The organism is Thalassospira sp. ABL2_045, from assembly GCF_056161285.1.
In genome coordinates this window covers 64,202-90,206 of record NZ_JBSWYV010000001.1, presented here as the reverse complement: position 1 = coordinate 90,206, position 26,005 = coordinate 64,202, and the positions used below count along the sequence as shown (strand labels likewise).

Genomic DNA, 26,005 nt, shown 5'->3' with positions numbered 1-26,005 from the left:
ATCTCATGTGATGATATAAAATCATAACGGTACCTCACAGTTTCTGATGATTCCGGCGGATTGCATATTCTCTGAGCTTGGTACGGTACTGAGCCATGTCATGATACTTGTCTATTCGCTTATGAAAGCTGAATTCCCCGGCAAGCAAGCGATTTGCGTAACGCCAAATACGTTCCAGAGAACTCACTCCATATTCGTTTCGAAGTTTGGGATAAGTACCGTCTTCACCTTGCTCGCAAATTGATAGATAGCGCTGCGAGCCGTAATGTTGAAAGCCTTGCCATTTAATGACAATCGGGAGCAGCCTATTTACCGGCGTGATTACTATGCCAATTGCGCGCACAAGAAACTTGATACCATCGACTAAAATGTCAGAGGCAGGAACGAACGGGACAGGATCAGCACCGTTATTTATCCTGTAAATCGGGGTGTGATAAAGGTCGGCGAGCCCTTTGTCTCCTACTCGAGGTGCCCCAAAGGTGTAACAAGCAGCTAATTTATCGCCGCTAAGGTACCACGTTGCTAGGGTTGCTAAAGCTCCACCAAGAGAATGGCCTGTAATGTATACAGGGAGAGCTTCCAGCCCTTCCAAATGCCTCAAGATTTGTGGGTGCACGGACTGATAGGCATTGTGGAACCCTCTATGTACCTTGCCTAGTTCTCTGCCTTGTTGAGCGCGGGGGGATTTTATAGGAATCTTGGTTGCGTCGACGTTGGATAACCAGTCTTTGAGTTGCTGGGTGCCCCGGAAAGCGATTATCGCAAAGCCCAAGCCATCTTCATCAGGCTCACGGTAGGCAACGAAACCTTGTGTATCTGTACCGGGATCGTAAACAATTCCTTTCAGTTTGAGGCCGCCGGCATCAAGTATTGCGCGAAGGACTTTGTTCTCGCCTTCCGTATTGTTTAAAAGAACTTTTCGGATCAATTTGATCTTGTTTATGGGGGGGGACTCGTCGGATAAGCTGGCGAGTTCGGTTGCCAACTGTGTTGCCAACGCTGCCAGAGTGGCGTCATCTTCTTCATCGAATTTTGTATAGGCGAGTTCCGACATTATCGCCATGAGCCAAGCAGTTCTATCACTGTACGCGGCTCTTTTTACCGGAGCCGGAAGCTTGGTAAAGCGCGAAAAATCATTTGTTAGGTCATCATTTAGCATTGATCTCTCCGGCCGGTTTTGATCTTCGTTAAAGAAGCATGGCCAGCGAAGGAACCATCTTCACGATTTTTTGGGCAGTTTCAGACAAAGACCTGATTCTTTCGGCAAGTTCTGCTTGGGACATGTTTCTTTTTGAAGCTTCCTGAACAATCGCGATCAATCTTTCATATTCTTGTTGATCGGTAATATCAGGTGTAATGTCATCTATTTCTTCTGGTGATAGGTTGCGTAACTCACGATATATTTGTGAATACGATCCATGCCATGTTGCTATTGCGTCATTAACTTTCCTGTTAACTTCGTCATTAAGCGCATCAAGTGTTAACCCTGACATTTTATCTATTCCTCAATGAGTTTGTGTATTCCTCAATTTCTTCCTTAAATGAATCTATTTTTTTCTTTACATCTTCTATTTTAATTTCTGTATCCGACCCGTATTCATTCAGCTCTTCAATTTTATCGGATAGAGAGCTTGTTACTTCGGCCATTTTTACCCGAACGTCTTCAAGGCCAACTGCAGATAAGGCCTTGCTTTGCTCTTCATGGATATCTGCTATCGATTTCAAAAGAGAAGATAAGGTCAGTTGTGCTCGCAATAATTGCCCATACGACTGATCTAGTGACGATATAAACTCAGATTTCTGTTTCTGGATTGGTGCTTTTGCGCGTAGGCGCTCAGCTTCAATCTCGGACACAACCTTCTGAATAGACGCCTGAAGATAAGGCAAAAGGATTTCTGGATTGTTCGAAGCGACCTCGGGAATACGTTTCTCGAAAACTTCGGCAAGAGGTTGGATAATGTACGGAGTAAATTTCTGGTCAACGATTTGGTCGATAGCTGCGAGCTTTTCGTCGTAATACAAATCTGCCAGTGCCCGATGGGCTAGATGCATTTCTTCGAGATCCCGGCTTAATGCATCAGAAATCTCAACAGACTCTCTCGGAACCTGTGCACATCCTGCAATTATAACCGTTAGTAATAGTATAGCTACTCGACTGCTTCTATTGATATTCATTTATCTGTGACCTAAACACCCCAAGGTTGAGATCATTAAATCACGAAACTAAAAATTTGCGAACAGTTTAATTCAAATTTTGAAATATAAGGCAGGTTTGAGGTTCAAGAAAATTTGCTGTGGTTGGAGATCGGGTGTTTTGAAAATTCAGACGAAAATTGCAGTCGCTGTATTGGACTGGTCTCTAGGGTCAAAGATTGCCAATCGAGAAACCGCAATGCGTCGTCAACTTTACCCTACCTCGATATCGATTTCTGCTGTCAGGTTATCGACGTCTGTACCCATGAGCTGACAAAATTGTCTGTAGGTATCTGCTTGTTTCTCTTCAGATTCCATAGAGAGTACAACGCGACAGAGTGTTCTCGTTTCTGAAGAATGTTGATGTCATACATGAACTTATGACGCCAATAGATTTGAGCTTTAACAGACAGTTGTTCAACATCAACATTTGTGCGCGTGATTTTCTCCATTTCCTTTGCCTCGATGCTTCAGTTGCATGCTTCATCAAGAATACCTAAAAGACGCCGAAGGCGGAAAAGGAGCTTGAAAATGAACAAACATATTGGATCATCTTTTTGACGACTTCCTCGAGGGCGAAGGTATCTGCGAAGAGGTGCAGAACGAAGCGGTCAAACGCGTTCTGGTCTGTCAACTGCGTCAGGAGATGGAAAAACAGAACCTTTCTAAGACTATGATGGCCCGTAAAACTCATGCCCCTGTAGCTCAAGTAAGAGGTCTCGCGAGCAATGTATACGTTGAAAAAACGACAAGAAAATCTAGAATTTCAGCAGGGTATCAAAGCAGAAGCATCCGTCAAATGATTGAGATTAAATGACTTTATCAGTGCCGAAAAAATAGCGATTTAATGTGTCATTTGCACGGAATTTTATGTGTCATTAAGTGGCTGGTTTCCACCGTCGTGGTTGATTTTGAATCTCGTTTTATGCGTCACTTCACAACATTTGTGAATTGACTCATAAAACTGGAAACGCGACGCATAAATCTAGAATGTGTGACGCGTAAAATAAGAAGCCGAAGGCATTGCCTTCGGCTTCTCCAGTTTTTTCGGTGAATTACCGGTCGCTTAAACTATTCCACCACCACTGCTGCGACTGGCCGGGCGTTGTTTGCCAACAGCGTTTCGATAACCGGCTTTACGATAGGCGATAACCGGGTCAATTGCCCCGCCAGCACGCTGACGCGCCATGGCGAGTATTGGTGACACATCGGTATTGTATGCTGTCTTGAGCGTACGGTTTGCCATCATCACATCATTTTCGTCCTGATAGCCTTCAAGCGCAGCACGGTCGACGAGCAATGCCTGCACATAAGCCCGCTGCACTTCAACCGCACTCGAAATCAGGCTTTCGATCGGGTCCGTCACATTGTGGGATTGATCAAGCATGTAGGCGGGATCGAATTTTTCCGGTGCACGGCGCTCTGTCTCGACCAGTTCATTGAAAACAAGGAACAGCTGATAAGGATTGATCGATCCGCTATCGAGATCATCATCGCCATATTTGCTATCATTGAAATGGAAACCACCCAATTTGCCAAATTGGAAAAGGCGGGCCACGATCATTTCGATATTCACATTAGGCGCATGATGACCAAGATCGACAAGGCAAGATGCCTTTGGACCGAGTTCGATTGCGGCAAGATAGTTGCTCCCCCAGTCCTGAATGACGGTTGAGTAGAAAGCCGGCTCAAAAATCTTGTGTTCGATGAACAGCTTCCAGTCATCGGGCACGCCCGCATAGACCGTCTTCATCGCATCAAGGTAGCGCTCAAAGCTGCGCGTAAAACTTTGCTGTCCCGGGAAGTTCGTTCCATCCCCAACCCAGACAGTTAGCGCGTTTGATCCAAGTTTCTGACCAATTTCAATACATTCAAGGTTATGGGCAACTGCCTGTTCACGGACCGAAGCTTCAGAATGACTGAGGCTCCCAAACTTGTATGAATGGTTTTGATCATCCTGGTCCTGAAACGTGTTGGAATTCATCGCATCAAAACCAAGGCCATATCCCGTCGCGACATCGCGCAGCTCACCGAAATCATCGACCTTGTCCCACGGGATATGTAGCGACACCGTCGGCGTCGCGCGGCCCAACTGCTGAATGACGGCACAATCGGCAAGCTTTTCAAAGATATTGCGCGGTTCGCCCACACCGGGGAAACGCGCAAAACGCGTCCCCCCGGTCCCGACACCCCAGGACGGGATTGCGACCGAAAAGTCCCGGGCTGCCGTAGTCAGTTTTTCGATATCAAGGCCACGACGGGCAAGTTGTTCACCCAGTGCGGTATAATCTGAATCCAATGCAGAACGATGCGCGTCGTTATGTTCGGCAATCAGTTCTGCCGAGATCGGAGTTTGTGAAGCCATGGGTTCCTCCCCGGGTCGTTATAGTCGACCCTTGATGTGTTTAGCGGGTGAATGACGGAGCGTGACCGGCATCGACATTAACCACGTTACCCGTTGATTTTGCCGCATTGTCCGAGGCCAGGAAATAGATCGCCTCTGCAATATCTTCCGGCAGGACATTGAGCTTGAGCATACTGCGCTGACGGTAATGCTCTTCAAGCTGATCGGGCGCCATGTCATAGGCCTTGGCGCGTTGTTCTCGCCACTCACCAGACCAGATTTTTGATCCGCGTAGAACCGCGTCCGGGTTAACAACATTGACGCGAATGCCAAACGGAGCGCCTTCCAGCGCGAGACAACGGGCCAACTGAATTTCCGAAGCCTTGGCTGTGCAATATGCCGATGCGCCCGGCGATGCAACCAAACCGTTTTTGGAGGCAACAAACACCATGCTGGCTGGGCGCTTTTGCAGTTTCATGATCTTGAAGGCTTCACGCGCAACCAGGAAATAACCGGTTGAGAGGATATCCATGTTGCGCTGCCAGACTTCAAGGCTGGTTTCATCAATCGGTGCAGCAGACGAAATGCCCGCATTCGAGACCAAGATATCGATTCCGCCAAACTCGGCACAGCTATCGTGCATCAGTTTGATAACTGAGTCTTCACGGGTCACATTGACGGGAAGTCCACGTACCTGATCCTTGCCAAAGACGGATTGCAGGTCCGAGACCGCCCCGCTCAGTGCTTCTTCATCAATATCGCAGGCGACAATACAGGCACCCTCCTGCAACAGACGTCCGCACGTTGCCTTGCCGATGCCACCGGCCCCGCCTGTGACAACCGCGACGCGGCCCGCCAGACTTTTGGGTTTGGGCATGCGCTGTAATTTGGCTTCTTCCAAAAGCCAGTATTCGATATCGAACGCTTCCTGTTCATCAAGTCCCATATAGGTGCTGACCGTGTCAGAGCCACGCATCACATTAATCGCATTGACGTAAAATTCGCCAGCAATTCGCGCGGTTGCCTTGTCCTTGGCAAAGGCCAGCATTCCGACACCCGGAATCAGGTAAATCACCGGATTGGGGTCGCGCATGGCAGGACTGTTATCCCGTTTGCAGCGTTCGTAGTACCCCTTGTAATCCTCACGATAGGCCGCAAAGGCGTCGCCTAAACCTGCGATCACCGCATCAAGGTCGGGTTTGGCCGGATCAAGATCGATGATGATGGGGCGGATTTTGGTGCGGAGAAAATGATCCGGGCAGGATGTGCCAAGCGCTGCAAGCTGTTCAAGCTTGTTGGAATTCACGAATTCGAGCACCGCATCGCTGTCGTTGAAATGACCAATCTTGCGTTCACCGGCGTCAATAAAACTTCGGATGCGTGGCATCAGGGTTGATGCTATTGAACGACGCGTATCTGCATCAAGGCTTTGATGGCGCACACCGCCGAAGATTTCCGCCTCGGCTGTTTTACCATCGAACCAAGTAATGGCCTTGTTAATGATTTCGACTGTGGTGTTGTAACATTCCTCAGCACTGTCGCCCCAGGTAAACAGGCCATGGCTTTCAAGAACAACGCCCTTACTGGTCGGGTTGTTGTTGAAATATTCCTCTAGCATCAGGCCAAGCTGATAGCCCGGACGTTTCCAAGGTAACCAACCGATATCATCACCATAGATTTCCTGCGTGATCGCCCGGCTGTCTTTTGAGGCGGCAATCGCAATCACGGCATCAGGGTGCATGTGATCGACATGTGGCTTATTGATATAGGCATGAAGCGGTGTATCGATGCTTGCCGCACGCGGGTTGAGGTTAAAGGTGCAGTGCGGCAGATAGGCCACCATTTCATCTTCGAACTCTTCACCGCGATACAGCCCCTTAAGCGCGCGCAGCTTGTCCATATAAAGGGTCGAGAAACCATCAAGCTTCATGCTGCCGACATCACCACCTGATCCCTTGACCCAAAGCACTTCGACTTCATCGCCACCAAGCGGATCCTTTTGCCAAACCTTGGCGGATGTGTTTCCACCACCGAAATTGGTGATGCGTAAATCAGAACCAAGCAGGTTGGACCGGTACAGCAAACGCTCAGGCTCACTCAAGCCTGCAGCGTGATCCGCGTTCCATTTGTTTGGAAGAAGAATTTCAGAAGCAACAGATGACATGATCCGATAGCCTATCACTTGGACGTTACACATGGCGGTCTGCTATGAATGCGATTGCCGCCTCCCATTTTTTCAAGCAACTAAACCGGATTTCAATCACAGTCAATCATAAACGATCATATTCTTTCAATATTGCGCTGCAATATGATCAATTATGACATTTTATGTTTGACAATGATCGAAATTGCGCGAATATCTGGCGAATGGAGAGCCAATGATGCATGAACGTGAACGACATAGATTGATTTTGCGTGCGGTCGGGGAACACCCTGTTGTCACGGTCGCCCAGCTCGTGGATATGCTGGACGTTTCCGAGGCCACCATTCGCCGTGACATCGCTGCACTCGACGAAGATAACAAGCTTCGTCGCATTCGCGGCGGGGCAGAGGCCATCAATCCAGTCACCAGCAAACAATTGCTGGGACGTCCGTTCTTTGTGACAAAAACGCTCAATGTTGCGCAGAAGGCGGCGATTGCGGAACGCGCTGTCGAGATGTGCGAACCAGGCGACTCCATCATCATTCATGGTGGTTCGACCACCTATCAGATGGCCCCGCTTCTCAAGTCCAAGAAGATGCAGGTTCTGACCAATTCCTTTCCGCTGGCCGATTACCTGATCGAGCACAGCCAAAACAGTGTGGTCGTGCCAGGTGGCACCATCTATCGCGAACAAAACATTATCCTTAGCCCGTTTGAAAGCGATGTGATCCACAACTTTTATGCTTCGAAGGCATTCGTGGGTGCACAGGGCATCAATTCGATGGGACTGATGGAAAGCGATCCGATGATCATCCAGTCAGAACAGCGCCTGATCGCACAGGCCGAGAAGCTGGTGGTTATGATCGACAGCACCAAATTCAGCCAGCGCAGCAACATGTTCCTGTGCAAGCTCGACAATATCGATACCCTGATCACAGACGACGGAATTGGTGACGAAGACCGCGCCATGCTTGAGCGCGCCGGCATCAAACTTGTCATTGTGCAGGCCAGGGAACAAGAGGATCTAAATACGGCAAGCGCATAGCCCAAAAGGGACAAAAAGAGCCCGGCGCCTGTCAGACAATAACCAATAAAATCAATCATGGAGGAACGTTATGAAATTCAAGAAGTCTCTGATGGCCGCCGCCATTTTTGCCATGGGCATGGCATCCGCAACAGCACAGGCCGCTGATCCGGTTCGTGTCGGACTTGTTGTTAAATCGCTTGGCAATGGCTTCTTTGAAGCGGCCCGTGATGGCGCAATGGAAGCTGCCAAGGAAGTCGGCAATGCCGAAGTCATTTATACCGGGCCGACCTCGACCACTGCCGAAGGTCAGATCGAAAGCATCAACTCCCTGATGGCGCAGCGCGTCGATGCAATTGCGGTGTCCGCAAACGATCCTGATGCACTTGCTCCGATCCTCAAACGCGCGATGGACCGTGGTATCAAAGTGATTTCCTGGGACAGTGGTGTTGCCGAAGATGCCCGCATTGTTCACCTTAATCCGTCAAGCAACGCCTTGATTGGTGCAATGTGCGTCAAACTGGCCGCAGATGTCGTTGGTGACGCTGGTGGTGAAATGGCAATTCTGTCTGCGACCCCGACCTCGACCAACCAGAACATCTGGATCGACGAGATGAAAAAAGTGCTGCCTGAATACAGCCAGTTGAAACTCGTTGATACTGTTTATGGCGATGACCTCGCAGATAAATCCTATCGTGAAACCGTCGCACTGCTCAAAAAATATCCGGATCTTAAAGTGATCGTTGCGCCAACTTCTGTTGGCATTGTGGCAGCAGCTCAAGCTGTCGCTGATCAGGGAAAAATCGGCGAAGTTTATGTCACCGGTCTTGGCTTGCCATCCGAACTTGCCGGTCATGTGGATGCCGGATCGGTCAAGAGCTTTGCGATCTGGAACCCTATTGATCTTGGCTACTCGGCGATGATGATTGCCTATCAACTGACCCAGGGCGACGAGCATATGATGATCGAAGCCGGTCGCATGGGCACCATCGTGTTTGACAAGGACGGTAACGGCGCAATGTCTGACCCGTTTGTTTATGACGCGTCGAACGTCCACAAGTTCGCCGACATCTTCTAAGAGATACCACGGAACTGGCGGAAACCCTTTGCTCCCTGGACCGGTTTCCGCCACTCTTTTTCCCAAGATTGTGACGCTTCAGGCATCTGCATCGAAAGCTTGCGGCCTGAGCCAGAATTTCCAGACTTAGATGTGAAGGCTTGAGAAGCATGGACAGGCCTGTTCTTGAACTGCGCAATATTTCCAAGACATTCCCCGGGGTTAAAGCGCTTGATGGCGTCGAGCTGCAACTCTATCCCGGACAGGTCACCGCCCTGATCGGTGAAAATGGCGCAGGAAAGTCCACTTTGGTAAAGGTGCTTACCGGCATCTATGCACCTGATGATGGCAATATCCTGATTGACGACAAACCGGTCAAGATGCAGGCCGCTACCGATGCGAGGCGCCACGGCATTTCGGCCATCCATCAGGAAGCAGTGATGTTTGACGAACTCACTGTCACTCAGAATATCTTCATCAACAACCAGAACCGGAACAGGTTTGGTCTGTTGGATTGGCCGCTTATGCGCAAACGCGCCAAGACACTTCTGGAATACCTTGATGTCAATATCGATCCGGACCTTCCGCTGCGTGAACTAAGTGTCGCACACAAGCATCTGGTGTCCTTTGCCAGCGCGCTGTCGATCAATTCCAATATCGTCATCATGGATGAGCCAACAGCATCGCTGTCCCATCATGAAATTCAGGAACTCTATCGGTTGGTCCGTCGTCTGCGCGACGAAGGCAAAGCGATTTTGTTTATCAGCCACAAGTTCGACGAAATCTTTGAAATCTGCGATCGTTACACGGTATTTCGCGACGGCCAGTTTGTTGGCTCCGGCGAAATCGATGATGTGAGCCAAGATGACCTGGTTGCAATGATGGTCGGTCGAACCGTCAAACAAATCTATCCAAAGATCGCAGCCGAAATCGGCGAACCGGTCATGTCGGTCGAAGGCCTGTGCCATCCGACAGAGTTTGCCGACATTGACTTTCAACTGCGCCGGGGTGAGATCCTTGGATTTTATGGCCTCGTCGGGGCTGGACGCAGTGAAGTCATGCAAGCCCTGTTCGGGCTGACCCCGACCTCGGCCGGATCGATTATGCTTAATGACAAACTGTTCAACCCGCGCGCACCCGGTGATGCTGTCGATCAGGGGCTGGTTTATGTCCCCGAAGACCGCCAGCATCAGGGCGCGATCTTGAGTCTGCCAATCTTTCAAAACATCACACTTCCGCAACTGGGCGGTCTGTCGCGATCCGGCTTTATTGACATGGCCGGTGAGTTTGATGTCGCGCGCCAATATGCCTCGCGTCTTCAGCTCAAAGCGGCAAGCCTGTCGGAAAATGTTGAAAACCTATCGGGTGGCAATCAGCAAAAGGTCGTCATCAGCAAATGGCTGGCCACCAATCCGAATGTGATCATTGTTGATGAGCCGACCAAAGGCATCGATATCGGGTCGAAAGCTGCGGTTCACAAATTCATGGGCGAATTGGTCGCACAAGGATTGTCAGTGATTATGGTGTCCTCGGAACTTCCGGAAGTGATGGGCATGTCAGATCGCATTATTGTCATGCATGAAGGCCGGATCGCCGCACGATTTGATCGCAACGAAATGACAGCCGAAGCCATCGTTACTGCGGCGACAGGAGCCTGAGATGAAAAGTACTTCCATGAGCGGCAAACTGATCTCGCATCGTGAATGGCTGCTTGGCGCTCTGATCATCATGATGCTGGTTGGCGTGGGGTCAGCAGCCCCGTTCTTTGTCGGTGCAGCGAACCTGGCCGAGGTGTTCGACGATACAGCCATTCTTATCATGCTTGCCTGTGCGCAGATGCTTGTAATCCTCACACGATGTATCGATCTGTCGGTCGCATCGAACCTGGCATTTACCGGCATGTGCGTGGCTCTGTTCAATGTCGCCTTTCCGGAAACGTCCGCTTTTGTGACGCTTGTCATGTCGATTGGCATCGGGCTGATACTTGGCGCCTTCAACGGTCTATTGGTCTGGCTGGTCGGCATTCCGTCGATCGTTGTTACCCTTGGCACCATGAGCGTCTATCGCGGCTTTGTCTTTTTGCTCAGCGACGGGGAGTGGGTGAACGCCCATGAAATGACCCCGCAATTCCTTGCCTTGCCACGCGCCACTTTCCTTGATCTGACCGTCCTGTCCTGGATTGCTATCGCGCTGACATTGGTGATGTTTGTCTTTACACGTTTTACCAAGACCGGCCTTTCGATCTTTGCGGTTGGCGGGAACCCGAAGGCTGCTGTCTATAGCGGCCTTGATGTTGGCAAACACCAGTTCATTACCTTTTGCATTTCCGGTGCGGTTGCGGGCATGTGCGGATATCTTTGGGTTTCGCGCTACGCGGTTGCCTATGTGGAAGTTGCTCTGGCCTTTGAGCTTCAGGTCGTTGCCGCCTGTGTCATCGGTGGGATCAGTATCGCAGGGGGGATCGGCTCGATATGGGGTGCGGCACTTGGTGCCATTTTCCTTGGCCTGATCAAGAATGCACTACCCGTGATCGGTATTTCACCTTTCTGGCAACTTGCGATTTCCGGCCTGGTGATTGTTCTGGCCGTGATCATCAATTCACGTAGTGAAAAGCGTGGTGGCCGACGCATCCTCCGAGAGGCCCACCAATGATCAATGAAGAAACCTTGAAACAACCCATGACCAAAGAAGTATCACGAGAGCTGCCTGACAGCCTCAATGGCGATTTACGAAGCAAATTGATGCGCTGGGAAACCCTTTTAATGGTGTTTGTCGCGATTGCGTTTTTCACCAACACTCAGCTATCCCCGTATTTCCTTGATCCGTGGAGCTTGTCGGACGCGACATTCAACTTTACCGAAAAGGCGATCATTGCACTGCCTATGGCACTGCTGATCATCGCCCGCGATATTGATTTGTCGGTTGCATCGACCATTGCACTTGCATCGGTGACGATGGGCTTTGCCAATAGCATGGGTGCTGGTCCGATCGAACTTGCCATGATCGGCATGGCGGTTGGGGCAGTTGCCGGCTTTGTAAATGGCTGGATCATTACGAAATTCGATATTCCGGCAATTGTTGTGACCATTGGAACCATGAGCCTGTATCGCGGCATTGCCTATATCGTTCTGGGCGATGATGTATATCGCAGCTACCCATCCGATTTTGCCTTTTTTGGTCAGGGCTATGTCTGGGGGGTGCTGTCGTTTGAATTCGTTCTGTTCCTGTGCCTTGCCGTTGTGTTTGGAGTTCTGCTGCATAAAACCACCTTCGGGCGACGGGTTTACGCGATTGGTAACAATCCGACAGCTGCCCTCTTTTCCGGGATCAATGTCAAACGCCATCGGTTGTTCCTGTTTACCCTTGTTGGGCTTTTTGCCGGGGTTGCAGCCGTTCTTCTGACATCGCGCATCGGTTCAACCCGCCCGTCAATCGCAATGGGCTGGGAATTGGAAGTCATAACGATGGTGGTTCTCGGCGGGGTCAACATCATGGGAGGAGCAGGCAGCATTGTTGGTGTGTTTATCGCTGTTTTACTGATGGGGCTTGTCACCTTTGGCATGGGCCTGATGAATGTGCCGGGCATTGTAATGTCGATCTTCACCGGGCTGCTGCTCATCCTTGTGATTGGTACACCGATCATCTGGCGCCGCATTTTGAGTGCACGCAAATTGCGATCACAAAAGCAGGGCTAGCATCATGGAAAAGATTGCCTTCAAAATGCTGCTGAATCCGGGTTGGGCAGACGAGTACAAAAAACGCCACGACGAAATCTGGCCCGATCTGTCCGAGCTTCTGCGCAAAGCAGGTATTTCGGATTACAGCATCTTTCTTGATGAAGAAACCAACATCCTTTTTGCTGTTCTACGCCGTACCAAGGACCACGGTATGGATGAGTTGCCCGAACAAGAGATCATGCAGCGCTGGTGGGCTTTCATGGGTGATATCATGGCCACCAACGATGATGGCAGCCCCGTAGTTGTTCCGTTGAAAGAAGTGTTCTATCTGCCATGACAGATAAGCGCGCCATTGCCGTCATTGATATCGGCAAAACCAATGCAAAGCTGGTGGTGTGGGACACCAATACCCATGCAATCCTGTTTGAAACGAGCTGTCCAAATCGTTCAATTGATGGTCCGCCTTATCGCCATCTTGATGTTGAAGGCCTGTGGGACTTCTATAAAACCGCATTGAAAGATGCGGCACGCGAGACCGTGATCGGACGGGTCGTTGTAACGACCCATGGTGCCACGGTTGCGGTCCTTGCGGGGGATGAGCTTGCTCTTCCAGTGGTGGATTACGAAAACACATATGCCCCGGAAATCAATCATGCTTATGACAGCGCCCGTGATGATTTCGCCGATAGTCAAAGCCCCTGCTTACCTGCCGGGCTGAATTTCGGGCGGCAGATATTTGCACTTGAACAAACCTTTCCCGAAGAAATGGCGCGTGCCACAGATTTTCTACCCTATCCGCAATATTGGGCATGGCGGTTGTCTGGCATAAAAGCCTGCGAGGTCACGTCGCTTGGCTGTCATTCCGATCTATGGAACCCGCATCAGGCCGATTGGAGCCAGCTCGCCAAAACCCGAGGATGGGCCGGAAAATTCGCCCCGATGCGTGGGGCAAGTGATGTCTTGGGCAATATTCTGCCTGAAATCGCTGCCGAAACCGGCCTGCCACCCGATTGCGAGATCCATTGCGGCATTCATGACAGCAATGCGTCGCTAGTGCCCTTGATTACCAGGGTTAAGCAACCGTTTTCGCTTGTATCATCTGGTACTTGGACAATTTGTTTCTCGGTTGGTGGAGACGCACGACCACAGCTTGACGAGTATCGCGATACCCTGTGCAATGTCGATCTGAATGGCAATGCCGTACCCAGTGCAAGGTTCATGGGCGGGCGTGAATATGCGTTCCTGGCTGAAGGTCATACAGATAATCCGGATATCTCTGATATCAAACGTTTGATCGCATCAGAATGCTTGGCGATACCTTCATTTGCTGAAGCAGGGGGACCTTTTGGTCATCACTCGGGGCATCTGATCAACAAAGCTGCACTGCGAACTGAGCGCGAAAAGGTTGCTCTTGCGACAATTTACTGCGCATTGATGATTGATTACGGCCTGGAAATGATCAGCAGTGAAGGGCCGGTGATTTTTGAGGGGCCCTTTGCGACCAACACGGCCATGTGTCAGTTGCTTGCCAGTCTCCGGAAAGATCAGCAGATTTTAGCTTCAAGCGACGGCTCTGGAACCAGCTATGGCGCGGCAATCCTGACAGGTCGGATGCATCAGCATCAATCACATGCTGCAGCCCGAATATACCCGATGGCGGATATGGGTATTCTTGCCTACAAGAATTTGTGGCGGCACAAACTTTTGTTGATCGATAAAAATCATGAGCATTGAGAGATGGGTCGTATCAATATGGACGGGTTTGAACACCCTTCGACAAATTGGCCGCAGGGGCCTGAAAACCAAAATTTGGAATCTGTGACACATAAAATTAGAACGAGCAGTGAATGGCGGTTGAAAAACTAGACGTCGTTGTTGTTGGCGGGGGGCAGGCCGGTGTCGCCATGAGCGAACACCTCAGTGCCAACGGCTTGTCTCATGTTGTGCTTGAACGCGGCAGGATCGCGGAACGCTGGCGGTCCGAAAGGTGGGACTCCCTTGTTGCCAACGGTCCGGCATGGCACGACCGTTTTCCGGGCCTGACATTCGCCGGTGATCCGAACGGTTTCCCGGCCAAGGAAGAAGTTGCCGATTACTTTGTCGAGTATGTCGAAAAGATAAAGGCACCGGTCCGCTGCGGCATCGAAGTCACATCCGTCACGCGCCTTGACGGCAAATTCGGTTTCCGCGTGGAGACGACAGACGGTGTCTATGAGGCAGGCTTTGTCGTCGCGGCAACCGGTGCTTTCCAGACCCCGATTGTCCCGGACCTTATTCCGGCCCAAACGGGTATCAAACAAATTCACTCATCGGCTTATCGCAATCCGGGTCAACTCCCCGATGGCGCAGTTCTGGTGGTCGGGGCTGGTTCTTCCGGGACCCAGATTGCCGAAGAACTGATGAAGTCCGGGCGCAAGGTCTATCTGTCTGTCGGTCCGCATGACCGTCCCCCGCGCAGCTACCGGGGCCGTGATTTTGTCTGGTGGCTTGGCGTGCTCAACAAATGGGATGCAGAGGCCACCCCACAGGATGATCACGTCACGATTGCCGTCAGCGGTGCGAATGGCGGCCATACGGTCGATTTCCGATCCTTGGCTGAGCAGGGCATAACCCTTCTGGGCCGCACCGAGAGCTACGAGGACGGGAAACTCAAAATCGCATCCGATCTGGCAAAAAATATCGCCGCTGGCGACGCGAACTATCTTGCCCTGCTTGACGAGGCCGACGCCTTTATCGCCCAGAACGGACTGGATCTGCCCGAAGAACCCGAAGCACGGATGATCAGGCCAGACCCCGAATGCATTTCCGATCCAATGACGGAGCTTGATGTGCGCGATGCCGGGATTACGACCGTCATCTGGGCAACCGGGTTCGGGCGCGATTACGATTGGTTGAAGTTCGATATTTTTGACGAAGCTGGTGCCCCCATTCACACGCGCGGCATTTCAAAGGAACCGGGAATCTATTTCCTGGGACTGCCGTGGCAGACCCGCCGGGGATCATCCTTTATCTGGGGTGTGTGGTATGACGCAAAATATCTGGCCGATCACATGTCCAAGCAGCAAAACTACATGACATTTGCCCCACGACCCTAAACGGTGGAAGGAAAAAGCCCCATGGCCCATACCCGTATTCGCAAATTCAATACCAAGGAAACCTATCCTGAACAGAATCTCGACAATGATCTCTGTCAGGTAGTCGCCGCCAAAGGAACCATGATCTTTGTGCGGGGACAGATTGGTCAGGATCTCGACACGTCGGAAAATGTGGCCATCGGTGATGCTGCCGGTCAGGCAGAAAAGGCGATGGCAAACATCAAGATGCTGGTCGAAGAAGCCGGTGGCCAACTGGACCATATCACCAAGATTACGATCTATCTGATTGATCCAAGATACCGCGAAGACGTCTATCGCGTGGTTGGAAAATGGCTCAAGGGCGTTTTTCCGGTTTCGACCGGCATTGTGGTGTCCGCTTTGGCGCGCCCGGAATGGCTTGTTGAAATCGATGCCATCGCTGTCATTCCCGACGGTGAATAACGTTTTTCCCGAACCAAAGAGTTTCCAATGACCTTTTCCATTTCTGCGCGCTGTCCTGAAACCGGTACCATGGGTATCGCAATTTCTTCGTCCTCCCCGGCGGTTGCCGCCCGATGTGCCCATGCGCGGGCCGGTGTCGGTGTGGTGGCATCCCAAAACATCACCGACCCGTCGCTTGGTCCGAAAGGACTGGATTTGATGCAAGGTAAGCTGGGCGCAGAAGAAGCACTTTCCGAACTGCTGCGCGATTATGCGACCGCCCCCTGGCGCCAGATCGTTCTTCTGGATCAAACCGGAAAGTCGGCTGTTTTTTCGGGGGCTGAAACCCTTGGTGTTAATGCCGTAAGCCAGGGCAAGGATTGCGCTGCTGCGGGCAATCTTCTGGCCAATGATGGCGTTCCTGCCGCGATGGTTGCGGCGTTCGAAGCCGCCGGTGGCGATTTGGGGGATCGGTTGCTTGCGGCGATGAAGGCCGGACAGGAAAGCGGCGGCGAAGCCGGCCCGGTGCATTCTGCGGGTCTTTATCTTGTGCGCGATGTTAGCTGGCCGGTTGCCGACCTTCGCGTGGACTGGACCGATGGGGATCCGATTGCTGAACTGAGCTCCATCTGGCAGCTCTATAAGCCCCAGCTTCAGGATTATGTGACGCGCGCCATCGACCCGACGGCCGCACCTAGCTACGGCGTGCCGGGTGACCAGTAACACAGACTGATATGCGAGGGTCTCATAAAAGTGGCGCGTAAACGTGAAGTCAAATTATCAGATTTGCTTTTGATATTATGCTGTCGTTGATTTGTAAAATTGCGCCAATAACTAAAGCCGGCGATGGGAAATCCTCATCTCCGGCTTTTCTATTCGCGGACCCAGGTGTGATGGAGTGCAAATCTGCGGCCGGGTTCCGTGTGTTATAATTATGTGACAGCCGGTTCCGTCCTTTTTCGGGCGGCGCCGGGATGATATTTCTCATCACTGGCCTATTGCGTGGAGAAATGCGGCAATGAAGGAAAATCTGGCGCCAACGATCCGGAACTGCGCCCGCGCGATGATCGTTCGCGACGGCGCGATTTTGCTGCTGTGTAAACGAAACCCGGCTTACGGAACGCGTTATGCGTTGCCCGGTGGTGCACAGGAAGAAAGCGAAACCTTGCAGGCCGCCCTGATCCGCGAGTGCGAAGAAGAGCTCGGCACCACTGTCACAGTGGGGGATTTGATGTATGTGGCGGATTATTTCAAGCCACGTAGCTGCGACCCTGAAATAAAAAAACACGCTGTTGAGTTTCTTTTCGCTTGTTCCGTATCCGACGGATATGTCGCTGCCAACGGACCCGCACCGGACAAGAACCAGACAGATGTTGTGTGGCTGCCGCTGGCGGATTTGCCAAGCGCGCCGCTTTTCCCGAATGATTTGCGCGCGTTACTGACGGCACCGGCGCAGAAACATCCGGGCTATCTGGGGTTGATCACATGACCACAGCCCTGTCCGCCCCGGTACGCGACAATTTCCGGTTTCTCTGGATCGAGGCCAGTGCGCAAGTCGCTGAGTTGCGCGATGCGCTCGATCAGGGATCGCTTGATCTGGCGCGCAAGGTTCTCGACCGCAGCGGCTATGCCGACAATCTGAAAATGCGGGTCCGTGATGGCTGTATCGCTGCGATCATGCAAACCCCGAAATCCAGTCCCGATGCCTTGATGTTGCGTGCAGTGGAATCGGTGGCGATCGATCTTGAACGTTTGACCCGGCTCTGTCGCGATTGCGTTCGCCAGTATGAAAAACTTGATGGCACGCCACGGCGAAAACGTCGACGTCACGCCGCACTTCTGGCCCATGTCGAACACGGGCTTGAGCTGATCGAACAGGCGATTGATGACAGCGATACCTCGACCGCAGTCAAGGCGATCAAGGTAAAAAGCAGGATCGATGAAGACTATAAAAAGCTTATTCGCACCTGTAATGCCGATCTGAAAAAGGGCAAGGATCCGGCGGTGGTGATTGTCGCGATCTTCATGGCCCAGCGGATCGAGGAAATGGGCACCATCGTTCAGGATATGGGCGATGCGATCATTTCGGCCAATATGGGTCAGCAGCTGACGGCTGATCGCTATCGCTCCTTGTCCGCCACCATCAAACAGCTCAGTGGCAACCGCAAGGCCGATGATCTGACCATCGAACCGCTGGCCCATACCCGATCGGGCAGTGCCATTTCCGGGGTCGCGGATGTCGGTGCGGATGATGACAGCTACATCGCCGTCTTCAAGGATGGCAAACGCCGCAAGCTCAAGGAAGAACGCCAAAAAGTCGACCGCTGGAATGCGATCTATCCCGGCCTCGCGCCAAAGATCCTGTCTTTTTATAAAAAGCAGGATCAGGCAGCGCTTTTGATCGAACATCTGCCCGGCCTGACATTTGAGCAAATCCTGCTGCAGGAAGACCCGGCTTTGCTCGACGAGGCCTTCAAGGCGCTCAAGAAAACGTTGCGCGCCGTCTGGCGCAAAACGCATGTCAAGAAGCCGGTGCCAGCCCTTTATATGGCGCAATTGGCCAAGCGCATGGACGCGGTTTATGACATTCACGCGGCCTTCAAGGATGATGGCTGCGCGATCAATGGTCATGCGGTTCTGTCATTTGATGATCTGATCAAGGCCTGTGCCGCGCGCGAGGCCAAGCTTAAAAATCCCTACACCGTCCATATCCATGGCGACTTCAATTTTGATAACATCATCTATGATGCCGACACGCGCGCGATCCGGTTTATCGATCTGCACCGCTCCACAGATATGGATTTCCTCCAGGATGTCTCGGTCTTCATGGTGTCGGGCTATCGCCTGCAGGCATTGGACGGGGAACGGCGCAGACGTGTGCATCAGGTAACGGCGGACTTTTATGGCTTTGCCCGGCGTTTCGCGCAAAAGGCCGGGGATGATACCTTTGAGCTGCGTCTTGCACTTGGTTTGGCGCGGTCATTTGCGACATCGACGCGCTTCATCCTCGATCCGTCGCTATCGCGTAACATGATGGCGCGCGCGCGCTACCTGATGGAACGCGTTGTTGCCTCGGACCCGCGCAAACCCGAAGACTTCATCGCCCCGATCAAGGACCTGTTCATTGACTGATAAAAAAATCGCCGTTGTTGGCATTCCCGGAAAATGGTCGACCGAGGCCCTTGCCGACGCCCTTGAACACAAAACCGGTTTCCGGCTTGTGATCGATATGGCTGATGTTGCGGCCGATCTTGCCACCGGGCAGGTCACGGCGCGGGGCGTTGATCTTTGCAAACTGGACGGGGTGGTGGTCAAAAAGATCACCGAGGTGTACAGCCCGAACTCGTTGGATCGCCTTGAGCTTTTGCGTCTTGTCGAGGCTGCCGGGGTACGGGTGTTTAGCCCGGCTGTGAATATCTTGCGCCTGATTGATCGGCTCGCCTGCACGGTGACCTTGCGCAATGGCGGTATTCCGATGCCCGAAACGCAGGTTACCGAAAATGTCGATATCGCTGTTGATGCCGTCAAAAACTTCGGGGCGGCAGTGTTCAAACCGCTTTATTCGACCAAGGCACGCGGCATGACGATCATTGATGCCGATCAGCCCGATGAAGACATCCGCAAGGCCGTCGCGGCGTTTCAGGCCGAAAACCCGATGATGTATATCCAGCGCAAACTCGACCTGCCGGGGCAGGATCTTGGTCTTGTTTTTCTCGGCGGCGAATATCACGGCGCCTATGCCCGGGTGGCCAAGGGGGATGCCTGGAACACGACAATCCATAGTGGCGGCAAATACGCCGCGTTTGAATGCGATCCCGATGTCATTGAAATGGCCAGGCGCGCCCAGGACCTGTTTGACATGGACTTCACCACCGTTGATGTCGCCCTGACCGATCAGGGCCCGATCGTGTTCGAAGTCTCCGCCTTTGGCGGTTTCCGTGGCGCCAAGGAAGGCATCGGTATCGATGCCGCCGGCCTTTATGCCGATTACGTTCTGGATGCGCTGTCATGACCAACACCGCGACCGCAATAAAGGCCCGCGATATTGCCGCGCAATTGGCAGGGACCATGAAGCTGCAGCCGGGCGGGCTTTTGCTGTCCTTGCCCGATATGACGATCAAGGTCCGCTCGAACTCCGCCCCGCTTCTCGACAATCTGCGCGCCTATTTCAAACATATCGTCGTTTCTGATGCGAAGCCGACCCTTGAAATTGACGCGTTTGAATGCCCGCCACCCGATCTGGCCGTTAGTTATACCGACTGGCCGCGTGAGGCGGGCAAAAGCGGGCGCAAGGATGCTTATGTCGATCTGCCTGACGGGCGCATCGTCAAAAAGGTCCGCACCGGCATGGTGTTACTGCAAAGCCGTGATCGCGTAATTGCTGCCGGGCCGTGTCTGGAAAACGACAATCAGGTGATCAATTTCATTAACGCCCAATATATGAACATGCTGCAACAGGATGGCTGGGCGATCTGTCATGCCGCCGGTCTTGTGCGCAATGGTCGCGCCCTTGGTCTGGCGGGATTTTCCGGCGGCGGCAAATCGACCCTGATGCTCCATATGCTGGATCAAGATGGCACCGCATTCCTTTCCAATGACCGTTTGTTTGTCCGCCGTCATAACGGCGATGTCTGGGCGGCAGGAATCCCGAAGCTGCCCCGGATCAATCCCGGCACGGCGCTTCATAATCCGCGTTTGGATACCATCGTCTCGCCGGCACGTCGGGCCGAACTGGCCGCCCTGCCGACGGCAGAACTCTGGGACATCGAAGAAAAATACGATGTCGATATTGAAAAGATCTATGGCCAGGATCGCATCAGCGCGCGGGCGCCACTATGCGGTTTTCTTATTCTGAACTGGTCGCATGAGGCCGATGCACCCGCACAGATCACGCAGATCGATCTGAACGAACGGCGTGATCTTTTGGCCGCCGTCATGAAATCACCCGGTCCGTTTTATCAACGCGCAGATAGCAGCATGCATGGCAGTGACGAGACCCTTGATGAAGCGGCCTATCTCGCCGCCCTTGAAGGTGTGCCGATCTATGAGGTCACCGGTCGCGTCGATTTTGACGCAATCGCCAAACAAAGTTCCGATAAGCTTTTTGACCAAGACCCGCAGCACACAGGTCCGCGCCCATGACCCGTGAACTGCTCATCATGCGCCACGGCAAGGCCAAGGATCCACCGGGCATATCCGGCATATCGGATCGTGATCGCCCGCTTAAAACCAGGGGCAAGCGACAGGCACAGCGTATCGGCGCCTGGCTCCAAGATCAGTTACTATTGCCCGATGTCACCGTGGCCTCCCCGGCTGAACGGGCTTTTGTCACGGCGCAAAAGCTGCTCAAGGCAGCCGGCACACACGCCCATGATATCGTGCAGGATGACCGGGTTTATAACGCTTCAATTCAGGCGCTTTTTGATGTGCTTGCGACATATTCCGATGGCCCGAACCGGGTGATGATCGTTGGTCACAATCCGGGGCTGGAAAGCCTTGTGCGCACGCTTGCGCCGTCATCTCTGCCGGTGACGGATGATCATCAGCTTTTGAAAACCGGAACGCTTGTTCATCTGGAAATGCCCGATAATTGGCGAAACTTATCCGGTAATTGCGCAAAAATAATCAATTACATCCGGCTAAATAGCCTGCCGGAGGGATTTCCCTTTGAAACCGCCAATGGCCGGGAATGGCGCGATCGTCCGGCCTACTACTATACCCAATCTGCGGTCATCCCCTATCGCATCAGGGACGGGGTGCTTGAAATCCTTGTGATCACATCAAGCAAGAAAAACCATTGGGTCGTGCCCAAGGGCATCCACGAACCGGGCCTGAGCGCCCAAGAATCTGCTGCGATCGAGGCCGAGGAAGAGGCAGGCGTGCGCGGCACCGTGCATGAAACGGCTGTCGGCAGCTATGCCTATGAAAAATGGGGATCGACCTGCAACGTTGCGGTTTACCCGATGGCCGTGACCGAGGAACTTTCAGATACCGTCTGGGAAGAAAGCCACCGGCACCGTCGCTGGGTTGCGCCCGACATCGCGGCCCAACACATCAAGGAAGATGCGCTAAAGGCGATCATTCTTGATTTTGCCGCCGCCCATGGCAAGGAGGCCCGATAACCATGGCCCGACAATTTGCCGCCCTCGTGCGCCACGGCGATTATCATCAACGCGCAAATGCGCCAAGCGCGCATCAGCCCTTTGCCCTGACCACGCGCGGCGAAGAACAGGCGCGCGATGCTGCCAGAATGCTTGCTGCACTGGCCACTGATCTGGGGACGGAAATTGATCGCGTGATCGACAGCTCGCACATGCTGCGTGCCTGGGCCACGGCCGATCATATTGCAAATGTGCTTTCTGGGGATTTCTCGGTTTCCTGCCATGACGCGCTGGCCGAACGCAGTGTCGGGGCGCTGGCCAACATGACCATTTCGGAAATCAACCGGGTCGTTGATGCCGATCCGAGGTTCGATCCGCTGCCCGAAAACTGGAAATCCGACAGCCATTTCCGCCTGCCGTTTCAAGGCGCGGAATCGCTGATGCAATCGGGCGAACGGGTGGCCGCCCATCTGGCGATGCAGATGAAAAACGTATCCGCATCCGCAACTGCAACCGACACTCTTAAGGTCTTTGTCGGGCACGGCGCATCGTTTCGTCATGCTGCCCATCATTTGGGTGTGTTGGCCTTTGACGAGATCGCGAAGCTCAGCATGTATCACGCCCGTCCGGTCGTGCTGGAATATCGCGGCGACGACACCTGGCATCATGTGGCAGGCGATTGGAAACTCCGCGCCAAAGCGGACCCGCTATTGGATTAGGGCCTAAGCGATGACAGAAGCACTCAAACATCAAAATGTCGAGATCGACGTGGCCCTGCCCCATTACAAGGGGCCGTGGCCATCCTGGCTGTATCCGGAATTGCCGCGCGAAGCCCGCGACTGGACCTTTGGCGGTGACAAGTCGTTTGGCGAGGAAAATGGCGATCGCAAATTGCTGCTCAGCGAGCTTGATCGTCTGACCAAGCGCAAGCTCTGGACATGGCCCAAACGCCCGATCCTGTTCTTTTCCGATCTGCATGCGGATCGAAAGGCGTTTGTGGCATCGCTGGTTGCATCGGGCGGGGTGCGCCGCACTGGTCCGGGGGTGATGAATTTCCATCTGACCAAACTCGGTAAACAGGCGACCTTCATCATTGGGGGCGACTGTTTTGACAAGGGGCCGCATAACCTCAAACTCCTGCGCGCGGTGCGCCGCCTGATCGAGCTCGATGCACGGGTGCGCATTCTTGCGGGCAATCATGATGTCCGTAATCTTCTGGGCATGCAGGCGGTTAGTGATGGCAAAACCGTCGATCATCGCAACGATCATTTCTTCCTGCGCCTTGGGCCGAAGGTGGTGCCGCTTTTGGTTGAAATTCGCGATACCTACCTTCGCGGGCGAAAGGCGCTTGCCGATATGCCGGATGAGGAGGAATGTCGTCGGCGCCTGTTCCCCGATCCGGCCTGGTTTGACAAGTTTCCCAAAATCGCCGCCGATCATCTGCCGAAAAAACAGATCGATGTCGAACTCAAGCGGATCAAAAAGAAAATGGTCAGCTTCGAGCCCGCCTGTGCCGAGGCCGGGCTATCCATGCGTCAGGTCTATGCGGCGGTGCTGAAATGGCGCGAATTGTTCTTGCAGCCCGACGGCGAGTTTCACTGGTTCTTCAAGCGCATGCGCCTTGGCTATCACGTCGGATCCTTCATGTTTGTCCATGCCGGCTTTGATGACGCGATGGCCGATCTTCTCAATGCCGATGGCGTGAAGGCCTTAAACCGGCAATTCCGCGATGCCCTGTTTGGCGAACCGTTTGATCTTTATTATGGGTCGATCGCCAATACGGTGCGCACCAAATATCGCACCATTGATAATGATCTGAGCCCCAAGGGTGCGAAAAAGCTTCATGACAGCGGCATTCACGCCATCATCCATGGCCATCGCAATCTGCTGGATGGGCAACGCATCATGCTGCGCCGGGGCCTGATCAATTTTGAATGTGATGCCACCATCGATCAGCATTCCCGCCATAAGGAGGGCCTCAAAGGATCCGGGGCGGCTGTCACCATCGTCCATCCCGAAGGCCATATTCTCGGCATCAGTACCGACTTTCCCTATGCCAAGGCCTTTGAGCCCAAACGCACCCTGACCGCACTCAGCTCTGCGATCACGCTTGATGACAAAGGCGGAAAAACAGACAAATGAAACAGATCAAAAAACAGTTCAGCCATGATTCGCTCCAAGACGCCGACTCGATCAAGGCCATCCTCAAGGCCATCACAAACGGCGTCGGCAAAGGCAAAGTCGTACTCAGCGACGATCAGGACAACATCATCCTCGAACCCGAAGGCCTTCTGAACCTCAAAGTCTCCGCCTCACAGGACGAAGACCGCAGCAGCCTGACACTGCGCATCAGCTGGCATGCCGACCGTGATGTGTCAAAGAAAAGCAAACTGGTCGTTGGCGATGGCAAATAACGACAACACGCTTTTTCATCATCAAATTGTGCTGCCGGAAATAAAAAAGCCGGAGAAGAGGTTTTCCTCATCTCCGGCTTTCGCGTGACTGCGGATATCAGATCACAGCATGCTTTCGGACTTGGCCCATTCAAGTGCACGATCAAGCGCACGGCCAAGGCGGGCGTGAATTTCACGCACATCGTCTTCGGTGATGATCAGCGGCGGGCAAAGGGCGACCGTGTCGTAGACATTGCGTACAATAAGCCCTTCTTCAGCTGCAAGCGCCACGACCTTGGCGGCAACAGCACCCGGTTTGCCAAACGGCTGTTTGGTTTTCTTGTCCGCCATCTCAAGGCCTGCAATCAAACCGACACCGCGAATTTCACCAATCAGCGGATGATCGGCAAAGGCACGCAAGCCATCCTGGAACATCGGCTCCAGACGTTTGGCATTGCCCATCAGATCGCGTTCTTCAATGATCTTGAGGTTTTCCAACCCGACCGCGCAGGAAACCGGATGGCCGGTGCCGGTAAAGCCATGGCCGAAATTGCCAAGCTTGGCGGTGTTATCGGCAATCGCGTTATAGACCTTGTCATTCACCACAATCGCTGCCAGCGGCATATAGGATGAGGTCAGCTGTTTGGAGGTGACAAGAATGTCTGGCGTGAAGCCATATTTCTCGCAACCAAAACGCTCCCCGGTCCGGCCAAAGCCGTTAATCACCTCGTCCGAGACCAGCAGGATGTCATACTTGCGGCAGATCTCGGCAACACCGGCCCAGTAACCTTCCGGCGGGGTCATCACACCGCCAGCCCCCATGACAGGTTCGCCGATGAAGCCTGCAATGGTGTCCGGTTCTTCGGCCAGAATGGTGTCTTCAAGTTCTTTCAGAAGACGCGCGGTGAAGTCCGCTTCCGTTTCGCCTTCTTCGCCATAGCGCCAGTAATGCGGGCAGGTCAGGTGCGTCACCGGAATGGCCGGCAGGTCAAAGTCCTTCTGGTTGCCGGCAAGACCGGTCAGCGAACCCGATGCAATGGTAATCCCGTGATAGGCCTTGGTGCGCGATAGGAACTTCTTCTTCTTCGGGCGACCGAGGCCGTTATTGAGGAACCAGGCCATCTTGACGACGGTGTCATTGGCTTCCGAGCCCGAGTTGGTAAAGAACACACGGTTCAGGCCTTCAGGCGTCATTTCAACCAGCTTTTCGGCCAGACGGATCGACGGCTCATGCGCCTTGTGCGCAAAGCTGTGATAATACGGAAGACGCTTGAGCTGCGCATAAGCGGCATCGGCCAGACGGGTTTCGGAAAAACCGACGGCAACCGACCACAGGCCAGCCAACCCTTCGATATATTCCTTGCCTTCGCTGTCTGTGACGCGCGCGCCATTGCCCTCGGTCATGATCATCGGGCCCTTTTCCTCATGCAGGCGCATGTTGGTATAGGGATGCATCGAATGTGCAATGTCCGACATGTGGAGCGAATTCGGCCGATGGTTCATGTGAAACTCCCGTTCAAAAGATGATGCCCGCATGTGGGGCGGCCATTATGTGGTG

At 53.1% G+C, this 26,005-nt stretch carries 25 protein-coding genes; 19 read left to right on the top strand and 6 right to left on the bottom strand.

The genetic code is table 11. The annotated features are described in order from the left end of the window. Nucleotides 1–34: 34 nt before the first annotated feature. From ACXAIA_RS00410 to ACXAIA_RS00400, 3 genes are read right to left on the bottom strand one after another with little or no spacing between them, the layout of a single operon-like run. Complete coding sequence (locus ACXAIA_RS00410) at nucleotides 35–1,159, bottom strand: lipase family protein (protein ID WP_475347599.1); 1,125 nt, start codon at nucleotides 1,157–1,159, stop codon at nucleotides 35–37. Between the two features lie 28 nt (nucleotides 1,160–1,187). Beyond that, on the bottom strand, nucleotides 1,188–1,493 hold the full coding sequence (locus ACXAIA_RS00405; RefSeq protein WP_475347598.1) for a hypothetical protein: 306 nt from the start codon (nucleotides 1,491–1,493) through the stop codon (nucleotides 1,188–1,190). Nucleotide 1,494: 1 nt separating this feature from the next. Beyond that, a complete protein-coding gene (locus tag ACXAIA_RS00400) occupies nucleotides 1,495–2,175 on the bottom strand; it encodes a hypothetical protein (protein WP_475347597.1) in 681 nt (226 codons plus the stop codon). A gap of 562 nt (nucleotides 2,176–2,737) precedes the next feature. Here ACXAIA_RS00400 and ACXAIA_RS00395 point away from each other — a divergent pair. Then, nucleotides 2,738–3,010, top strand: a complete 273-nt coding sequence (locus ACXAIA_RS00395) for a hypothetical protein (RefSeq protein ID WP_475347596.1) — start codon at nucleotides 2,738–2,740, stop codon at nucleotides 3,008–3,010. Nucleotides 3,011–3,259: 249 nt separating this feature from the next. Here the strand turns inward: ACXAIA_RS00395 and rhaI are convergent, their stop codons facing one another. Both rhaI and ACXAIA_RS00385 read right to left on the bottom strand, forming a co-directional pair. Beyond that, complete coding sequence (gene rhaI, locus ACXAIA_RS00390; RefSeq protein WP_475347595.1) at nucleotides 3,260–4,558, bottom strand: L-rhamnose catabolism isomerase; 1,299 nt, start codon at nucleotides 4,556–4,558, stop codon at nucleotides 3,260–3,262. A 40-nt stretch (nucleotides 4,559–4,598) separates the two neighbouring features. Next, nucleotides 4,599–6,701, bottom strand: a complete 2,103-nt coding sequence (locus ACXAIA_RS00385) for a bifunctional rhamnulose-1-phosphate aldolase/short-chain dehydrogenase (RefSeq protein WP_475347594.1) — start codon at nucleotides 6,699–6,701, stop codon at nucleotides 4,599–4,601. A 214-nt stretch (nucleotides 6,702–6,915) separates the two neighbouring features. Between ACXAIA_RS00385 and ACXAIA_RS00380 the strand changes: the two genes are divergently transcribed. From ACXAIA_RS00380 to ACXAIA_RS00295, 18 genes are all read left to right on the top strand, one after another. Beyond that, nucleotides 6,916–7,725 (top strand): DeoR/GlpR family DNA-binding transcription regulator, encoded by an 810-nt coding sequence (locus ACXAIA_RS00380; protein ID WP_475347593.1) that lies wholly within the window; start codon nucleotides 6,916–6,918, stop codon nucleotides 7,723–7,725. A gap of 70 nt (nucleotides 7,726–7,795) precedes the next feature. Further along, nucleotides 7,796–8,782, top strand: coding sequence for a rhamnose ABC transporter substrate-binding protein (gene rhaS / locus ACXAIA_RS00375; protein WP_475347592.1), 987 nt, complete (start codon nucleotides 7,796–7,798; stop codon nucleotides 8,780–8,782). 149 nt (nucleotides 8,783–8,931) lie between these two features. Then, a complete protein-coding gene (locus ACXAIA_RS00370; protein WP_475347591.1) occupies nucleotides 8,932–10,419 on the top strand; it encodes a sugar ABC transporter ATP-binding protein in 1,488 nt (495 codons plus the stop codon). 1 nt (nucleotide 10,420) lies between these two features. Beyond that, nucleotides 10,421–11,413, top strand: coding sequence for an ABC transporter permease (locus ACXAIA_RS00365; protein ID WP_475347590.1), 993 nt, complete (start codon nucleotides 10,421–10,423; stop codon nucleotides 11,411–11,413). Between the two features lie 26 nt (nucleotides 11,414–11,439). Beyond that, nucleotides 11,440–12,456, top strand: a complete 1,017-nt coding sequence (locus ACXAIA_RS00360) for an ABC transporter permease (protein WP_475347589.1) — start codon at nucleotides 11,440–11,442, stop codon at nucleotides 12,454–12,456. Between the two features lie 4 nt (nucleotides 12,457–12,460). Next, entirely contained in the window at nucleotides 12,461–12,775 is a 315-nt protein-coding gene (gene rhaM, locus ACXAIA_RS00355; protein ID WP_475343557.1) for an L-rhamnose mutarotase, read from the top strand. Next, nucleotides 12,772–14,172, top strand: a complete 1,401-nt coding sequence (locus ACXAIA_RS00350; RefSeq protein ID WP_475347588.1) for an FGGY-family carbohydrate kinase — start codon at nucleotides 12,772–12,774, stop codon at nucleotides 14,170–14,172. The genes rhaM and ACXAIA_RS00350 overlap by 4 nt, the downstream gene beginning before the upstream one ends. A 113-nt stretch (nucleotides 14,173–14,285) precedes the next feature. Beyond that, nucleotides 14,286–15,533, top strand: coding sequence for a flavin-containing monooxygenase (locus ACXAIA_RS00345; RefSeq protein ID WP_475347587.1), 1,248 nt, complete (start codon nucleotides 14,286–14,288; stop codon nucleotides 15,531–15,533). Nucleotides 15,534–15,554: 21 nt separating this feature from the next. After that, nucleotides 15,555–15,974, top strand: coding sequence for a RidA family protein (locus ACXAIA_RS00340; protein WP_475347586.1), 420 nt, complete (start codon nucleotides 15,555–15,557; stop codon nucleotides 15,972–15,974). A 27-nt stretch (nucleotides 15,975–16,001) separates the two neighbouring features. Next, entirely contained in the window at nucleotides 16,002–16,676 is a 675-nt protein-coding gene (locus ACXAIA_RS00335) for a DUF1028 domain-containing protein (protein ID WP_475347585.1), read from the top strand. 295 nt (nucleotides 16,677–16,971) lie between these two features. Continuing rightward, a complete protein-coding gene (locus tag ACXAIA_RS00330; protein ID WP_475347584.1) occupies nucleotides 16,972–17,442 on the top strand; it encodes an NUDIX domain-containing protein in 471 nt (156 codons plus the stop codon). After that, nucleotides 17,439–19,085 (top strand): PhoU domain-containing protein, encoded by a 1,647-nt coding sequence (locus ACXAIA_RS00325; protein WP_475347583.1) that lies wholly within the window; start codon nucleotides 17,439–17,441, stop codon nucleotides 19,083–19,085. The genes ACXAIA_RS00330 and ACXAIA_RS00325 overlap by 4 nt, the downstream gene beginning before the upstream one ends. Continuing rightward, entirely contained in the window at nucleotides 19,078–19,965 is an 888-nt protein-coding gene (locus ACXAIA_RS00320) for a GAK system ATP-grasp enzyme (protein WP_475347582.1), read from the top strand. The genes ACXAIA_RS00325 and ACXAIA_RS00320 overlap by 8 nt, the downstream gene beginning before the upstream one ends. Beyond that, nucleotides 19,962–21,095, top strand: coding sequence for an HprK-related kinase B (locus ACXAIA_RS00315; RefSeq protein ID WP_475347581.1), 1,134 nt, complete (start codon nucleotides 19,962–19,964; stop codon nucleotides 21,093–21,095). Before ACXAIA_RS00320 ends, ACXAIA_RS00315 begins: the two co-directional genes overlap by 4 nt. Further along, the gene (locus tag ACXAIA_RS00310) at nucleotides 21,092–22,075 is read left to right on the top strand and encodes a histidine phosphatase family protein (RefSeq protein ID WP_475347580.1); all 984 of its coding nucleotides are present in this window, start codon (nucleotides 21,092–21,094) and stop codon (nucleotides 22,073–22,075) included. Before ACXAIA_RS00315 ends, ACXAIA_RS00310 begins: the two co-directional genes overlap by 4 nt. Before the next feature lie 2 nt (nucleotides 22,076–22,077). After that, the gene (locus ACXAIA_RS00305; RefSeq protein ID WP_475347579.1) at nucleotides 22,078–22,773 is read left to right on the top strand and encodes a histidine phosphatase family protein; all 696 of its coding nucleotides are present in this window, start codon (nucleotides 22,078–22,080) and stop codon (nucleotides 22,771–22,773) included. A gap of 10 nt (nucleotides 22,774–22,783) precedes the next feature. Further along, the gene (locus ACXAIA_RS00300; protein WP_475347578.1) at nucleotides 22,784–24,196 is read left to right on the top strand and encodes a metallophosphoesterase family protein; all 1,413 of its coding nucleotides are present in this window, start codon (nucleotides 22,784–22,786) and stop codon (nucleotides 24,194–24,196) included. Further along, nucleotides 24,193–24,468: an amphi-Trp domain-containing protein gene (locus ACXAIA_RS00295; RefSeq protein ID WP_475343580.1), complete on the top strand. Its 276-nt coding sequence runs from the start codon at nucleotides 24,193–24,195 to the stop codon at nucleotides 24,466–24,468. The genes ACXAIA_RS00300 and ACXAIA_RS00295 overlap by 4 nt, the downstream gene beginning before the upstream one ends. A gap of 102 nt (nucleotides 24,469–24,570) precedes the next feature. Here the strand turns inward: ACXAIA_RS00295 and ACXAIA_RS00290 are convergent, their stop codons facing one another. Continuing rightward, nucleotides 24,571–25,950 carry an aspartate aminotransferase family protein gene (locus ACXAIA_RS00290; protein ID WP_475347577.1) on the bottom strand — a complete coding sequence of 460 codons (1,380 nt, stop codon included), beginning with the start codon at nucleotides 25,948–25,950 and terminating at the stop codon, nucleotides 24,571–24,573. Between the last annotated feature and the right edge of the window lie 55 nt (nucleotides 25,951–26,005).